Source organism: Rhizobacter sp. P1_G5, assembly GCF_056405435.1.
The window spans coordinates 1-5,671 of sequence record NZ_JBFUCB010000397.1 but is presented as its reverse complement, the minus strand read 5'-3'; the positions used below and the strand labels follow the sequence as shown (position 1 = coordinate 5,671).

Here is a 5,671-nt window from a genome sequence, read left to right as displayed (position 1 = left end):
GCCTACCAGGACCTGATCGGCGGCAGCGTCGATGCCTTCATCGACCCGATCCTCGGCTCGGCTTCGTTCGCGAAGGCGGGCCAGCTGAAGGTGCTGGCCGTCACTTCGAAGAACCGCGTGCCCAGCCAGCCCGACATGCCGACCGTCGGCGAGACGGTGCCGGGCTACGAGTTCTACAGCTGGTACGGCCTGTGGGGCCCGGCCAACCTGCCGAAGGAGATCGCGGTGCGCCTGAATGCCGAGGTCAACAAGGCGCTGGGCACCGACATGCGCGAGCAGCTGACGCCGCAGGGGCTGCTGCTGACGCCGGGCTCGATCGACGACTTCGTGCGCTTCCAGAAGGACGACATGGCGCTGTCGCAGCGCATCGTGACCGAGGGGAAGATCCGTGCCGAGTGAACGCCATGCGGTCGTGACCGGCAGCAGTTCCGGCATCGGGCGGGCGATCGCGCAGGCCTTGCTGGAAGACGGCTGGCTCGTCAGCGGCCTCGACCTGGGGCCGGCGACGCTCGAGCACCTGCATTTCCACGCGCTGCGCGTCGACCTGGCCGACGGCGCGGCGACCGACGCCGCGGTGCAGCACCTGGCCCACGCCCAGGCCTTCGTGCATGCCGCCGGTGTGCTGCGCGTGGGCAGCCTCGGCAGCCTGCAGGCTGCCGACGGCGAACTGATGTGGCGCCTGCATGTGGATGCCGCCGAGCGCATCGGCAACCGGCTGCTGCCGGCCATGGCGGCCGCGGGGCATGGCCGCGTCGTGCTGATCGGCAGCCGCGTCGCGCAGGGCAAGGCCGGCCGCAGCCAGTACGCGGCGACCAAGGCGGCGCTGGCCGGCCTGTCGCGCAGCTGGGCCGCCGAGGTAGTGGCGCACGGCGTGACGGTCAACGTGGTGTCGCCCGCGGCCACGCAGACGGCGATGACCGACGACCCCGCCCGGCAGGCCGCCGCGCCCGTGCTGCCGCCGATCGGGCGGCTCATCCGTCCCGACGAGATCGCCGCGCTGGTGGGCTTCCTGCTCTCGCCCGCGGCGGCGGCCATCACCGGCCAGGACATCCAGATCTGCGGCGGCGCCTCGCTGCCGCGCTGAACACTCCCCAGGAACCCCCCATGAAGATCATCGAGATCCGCGAACAGACCAAGCCCATCCAGTCCAGCATCCGCAACGCATACATCGACTTCTCGAAGATGACGCTGAGCCTGGTCGCCGTGGTCACCGACGTGATCCGCGACGGCAAGCCGGTGATCGGCTACGGCTTCAATTCCAACGGGCGCTACGGCCAGGGTGCGCTGATGCGCGAACGCTTCCTGCCGCGCATCCAGGAGGCCGATCCGGCCAGCCTGCTCGATGCGGAACGCGACAACATCGATCCGCACAAGGTGTGGGCCACGATGATGACCAACGAGAAACCCGGCGGCCACGGCGAGCRCTCGGTGGCGGTCGGCACGATCGACATGGCGGTGTGGGACGCGGTGGCGAAGATCGAAGGCAAGCCGCTGTTCCAGCTGCTGGCCGAGCGCTACGGCACCGGCCGCGCCAACCGCAAGGTGTTCGTCTACGCGGCGGGCGGCTACTACTGGCCGGGCCAGGGCCTGGAAGGGCTGGAGCGCGAGATGCGCGGCTACCTCGACCGCGGCTACTCGGTGGTGAAGAAGAAAATCGGCGGCGCATCGCTGGCCGAAGACTGCAAGCGCATCGAGGCCGTGCTGCGCCTGCTCGGGCCGGGGCAGAAGCTGGCGGTCGACGCGAACGGGCGCTTCGACCTGAAGACTGCCGTCGCGTATGCGAAGGCGCTGTCGCAGTACGACCTGTTCTGGTACGAGGAAGCAGGCGATCCGCTCGACTATGCCCTGCAGGCCGAGCTGGCGCAGCACTATGCCGGGCCGATGGCCACCGGCGAGAACCTGTTCTCGATGCAGGATGCGCGCAACCTGATCCGCTACGGCGGCATGCGGCCCGACCGCGACTGGCTGCAGTTCGACTGCGCGCTCAGCTACGGGCTGGTCGAGTACCTGCGCACGCTGGAGATGCTGAAGGCGCATGGCTGGTCGGCATCGCGTTGCGTGCCGCATGGCGGGCACCAGATGTCGCTGGCCATCGCGGCCGGCCTGGGCCTGGGCGGCAACGAGTCGTACCCGGACCTGTTCCAGCCCTACGGCGGCTTCCCCGATGGCGTGCAGGTCGACAACGGGTATGTCACGTTGCCCGAGCTGCCGGGGATCGGGTTCGAGGGCAAGGCGGATCTGTACGCTCAGATGAAGGGGCTGGCGGGCTGAGTTGTCACGAAGGCGCAAACGCTGCCTGGATGGCTGCCACGAGTTCTGCGGCCAGGGCTTCGTCTGCCAGCGCGGGTATTTCCCTCAGCAGCTTGTTCGACACCTTGCCGCCGTTCTCCCGCACTGAACGGATGATCCGATCGATGTCGCCATCGGGCCCTTCGATGACCTGCTTGACGCGCTCGCGGGCCATGCGCAGGCTGCGCAGATAACCTGCCTCCTTGCGCATCTCCTGCTCGATGGTCAACTGAACCACCTGGGCCAGGTACTCGACGTGGTCGGTCATGTCCGGGTAGCGCCAGGCGGGCAGCGCGTCCTGCCAAGCATCGAATTGCAGGTGGTGGTGCACACCGTCCTCGGCCACTTGCTCCGCGCCAAAGCGCCAGGCCTGGGCGTACTTGCGCATGAACGGTCGCGAGAACAGTTCCAGCACCTGGTCGTAGCCGCGCCGCTGAACGACGCTGCTCGTGATCGTTGCCGACACCGGAAGGATGAAAGGCGCGGGGATGGCGCCATCGCGCCGCAGCACATCGTTGACCAGGAAGCGCGATATCCGGCCGTTGCCGTCGGACATGGGGTGGATGTACACGAAGCCGAACGACAGCACGGCGGCACGCAGCAGCGCGGCTGCGCCTGTCGTGCGCGCCGCAAAGCCGCGCAAGCCCGACAGCAATGCCGCCGTCTCGTCCCAGTGCGGCGCGATGTAGTGAATCACCTCGGTGAAGCCATCCACCTCGCCGACGAACACCGGCGAACGGCGCACGCCGTAGCGCGTCGCACGGGGTCCGAGGATCTGGGACTGCAGTTCGCCCAGTGCGCCTTCCGAAAGCGGGTCCTCGCCCTGCCCACAGCGCTCCTCCATCGCGGAGGCGAAACGCCGCACGCGATCGACGTGCTGCTCTTCATGCTCGATCGCGAAGCTGGCCCGGCTTTCCTTGATCGTCAGCCAGACCGCGCTGCGCAGAAGCAGATCGGCACCGAACTCGACCTCCAGGTCCGCCAGGTGTTCTGCGCAGTCGTACCGCTCGGCCTGCTGCACGCGTGGCGTGCGCAGCACCAGCGGGCAGTAGTCGCGCGTGCCGGGCAGGTTGTCGCGCACACGCCAACGCGGGTTGTTGGTGGGGTGGCTGGCGGTGAGGTAGGCCTCGTCGTCCAGCGCCGCGACGTAGTTGCCGGCGACCACGCCCGGAAACGCCAGGTGCTCTCCAGTCAGGTACTCATAGAAGAATCCGGCACGGCGCGCGTACTGGCCCGTCGGCTCACTCGCCACCCAAGCCGCCAGATCCGCCACCGGCAGCACGCGGAACAAGCGCGCCAGGAACTCCAGGTGGACACCCTCGCGTTTCAGGGCAAAGGTCAGGTGGCCCGCCAAGGTGTCCGCAGGCCGCGCAGCAGGTAGGTATTGCTGATGCACATGCCCATCCTCGCGCACCGTGGCGCGAGACTTGGCAATGCTGCTATCCGTCCGGAATGCCTGGACCGGCGAGACGCCATAGCGCTCAGCTAGCCATTGGTATCCGATCCAATCGGCCACTTAGATCCCCGCAGTTTCGATCGACTTTGATTATTTTCCGCAGATTTTGATTAGAAAACGCCATTCATCAGAAAAAACGTTTATGCGGAGGCGTCGAGGTGCCTAGATTGTCGATTCGGCCGGTCTCCATTCGTCGCGGGGTAAGGCGGCGGAATCGTTCCGCTGCGCCACGCCCCAGGAGACCCGACCATGCGATTCCTTTCGATGATCCGCATCGACGAAACCACCGGCCACGTGCCCAGCGAGCAGCTGATGGCCGACATGGGCCGGCTGATCGAGGAGCTGACCCGCACCGGGCAGCTGGTGAGCACCGCCGGCCTGCGGCCCACCGCCGAAGGCGTGCGCGTGCGGCTTCACCGCGGCGGCAGGCTCACGGTGATCGACGGCCCGTTCACCGAGGCCAAGGAGGTCATCGGGGGCTACGCGATCCTCGAGGCGCAGTCGAAGGCCGAGGCCGTCGAGTTGACGCGGCGCTTCCTCCAGGTGCACGGCACCGATTGGGACGTCGAGTGCGAGGTACGCCAGCTCGACGGGCCGGAGTGCGGCGGCACGCCCTGATGCAGGCATCACGCCGCTTCAGATCACGTCGAATCGACAAAGGACCGGATCATGCATTCCTGGACCCATGCGCTGCGCGCGCACTATCGCTGGATCATCGTGGCCGCCGGTGGCGTGCTCGGCTGCGTGGCAATCGGCGGGCTGTTCTCGCTGCCGGTGTTCCTGCGGCCGATCGCACAGGACACAGGGTGGTCCACCACCGGGATCTCCACCGCGATGACGCTGGCCTTCGGGGCGCTCGCGCTCGGCAGCATCGCCTGGGGCTGGCTCTGCGACCGCGTGGGCCCGCGCATCGTGGTGCTGGCCGGTTCCGTGCTGCTCAGCACCGGGCTCGCGCTGTCCAGCCTGGCGACATCGCTCCTCGCGTTCCAGCTGTCGTTCGGCGCGGTCGTTGGCTTCAGCGCGGCGGCGATCTTCGCGCCGATGATGGCGTGCGTCACCGGGTGGTTCGACACGCGGCGCAGCCTGGCGGTGTCACTGGTGTCGGCCGGCATGGGGATGGCGCCGATGACGATGTCGCCGCTGGCCGCGTGGCTGGTGCAGGGCCACGACTGGCGAACCGCGCTGCAGGTCATCGCGGCCCTGGCCGCGGCCATCATGCTGCCCGTGGCGTTGCTGGTGCGCCGCCCGCCGGCGCTCGCCCAAGCGCCGGCCGCAGCAGCACCGGGCGCGGCGCAGCAGCCGGCCACATCCGTCGGGCAGGCCATGCGCTCCGCGCCGTTCCTGATCCTGGTGCTGACGAGCTTCCTGAGCTGCGCCACCCACTCGGGGCCGATCTTCCACACGGTGAGCTACGCCGTCACCTGCGGCATCCCGCTGATGGCGGCGGTGTCGATCTACAGCCTGGAAGGGCTCGCGGGCCTGGGTGGGCGCCTCGTGTTCGGGCTGCTGGGCGACCGCTTCGGAGCCGCGCGCGTGCTGGTGCTGGCGCTGCTCGCCCAGGCGATCGTGGTGCTGGGCTACGTGTCCGCGCGCGAGCTGGGGAGCTTCTACACCGTCGCTGCGCTGTTCGGCTTCACCTATGCGGGCGTGATGCCGCTGTTCGCCGTGCTGGCGCGCGAGAATTTCCCGCTGCGCATGATGGGCACGGTGATCGGCAGCATCACGATGGCCAGCAGCCTCGGCATGGCGCTGGGGCCGGTGCTGGGTGGGCTGATCTACGACGCGTGGTCCAGCTATGCGTGGCTCTTCATCGGCGCGTTCGCGCTGGGCATCGGGGCCTTCCTGTCGGCGCTGGCGTTCACACGGTTGCCGCGGCGTGAGACCATCGCCGCGGCGGCGTGAGGTACCAGCGACCCGTCTTTCGCT

Annotated in this window: 6 protein-coding genes; 5 read left to right on the top strand and 1 reads right to left on the bottom strand. The window is 68.5% G+C overall.

Annotated features, from left to right (window positions below):
• From AC1D12_RS22845 to AC1D12_RS22835, 3 genes are all read left to right on the top strand, one after another.
• On the top strand, positions 1-399 hold a 399-nt coding region (locus AC1D12_RS22845), incomplete at its 5' end, for a Bug family tripartite tricarboxylate transporter substrate binding protein (RefSeq protein ID WP_477843045.1).
• A complete protein-coding gene (locus tag AC1D12_RS22840; RefSeq protein ID WP_477843043.1) occupies positions 389-1,084 on the top strand; it encodes an SDR family NAD(P)-dependent oxidoreductase in 696 nt (231 codons plus the stop codon). The genes AC1D12_RS22845 and AC1D12_RS22840, both read left to right, overlap by 11 nt.
• A gap of 20 nt (positions 1,085-1,104) precedes the next feature.
• Entirely contained in the window at positions 1,105-2,271 is a 1,167-nt protein-coding gene (locus AC1D12_RS22835) for a mandelate racemase/muconate lactonizing enzyme family protein (protein WP_477843041.1), read from the top strand.
• Positions 2,272-2,275: 4 nt separating this feature from the next.
• Here AC1D12_RS22835 and AC1D12_RS22830 read toward each other — a convergent pair whose 3' ends face one another.
• Positions 2,276-3,805, bottom strand: a complete 1,530-nt coding sequence (locus AC1D12_RS22830; RefSeq protein ID WP_477843039.1) for a Fic family protein — start codon at positions 3,803-3,805, stop codon at positions 2,276-2,278.
• A gap of 189 nt (positions 3,806-3,994) precedes the next feature.
• Between AC1D12_RS22830 and AC1D12_RS22825 the strand changes: the two genes are divergently transcribed.
• Positions 3,995-4,363, top strand: a complete 369-nt coding sequence (locus tag AC1D12_RS22825) for a YciI family protein (RefSeq protein ID WP_477843037.1) — start codon at positions 3,995-3,997, stop codon at positions 4,361-4,363.
• Between the two features lie 51 nt (positions 4,364-4,414).
• Positions 4,415-5,647 (top strand): MFS transporter, encoded by a 1,233-nt coding sequence (locus AC1D12_RS22820; RefSeq protein WP_477843035.1) that lies wholly within the window; start codon positions 4,415-4,417, stop codon positions 5,645-5,647.
• The last annotated feature ends 24 nt before the right edge of the window (positions 5,648-5,671 follow it).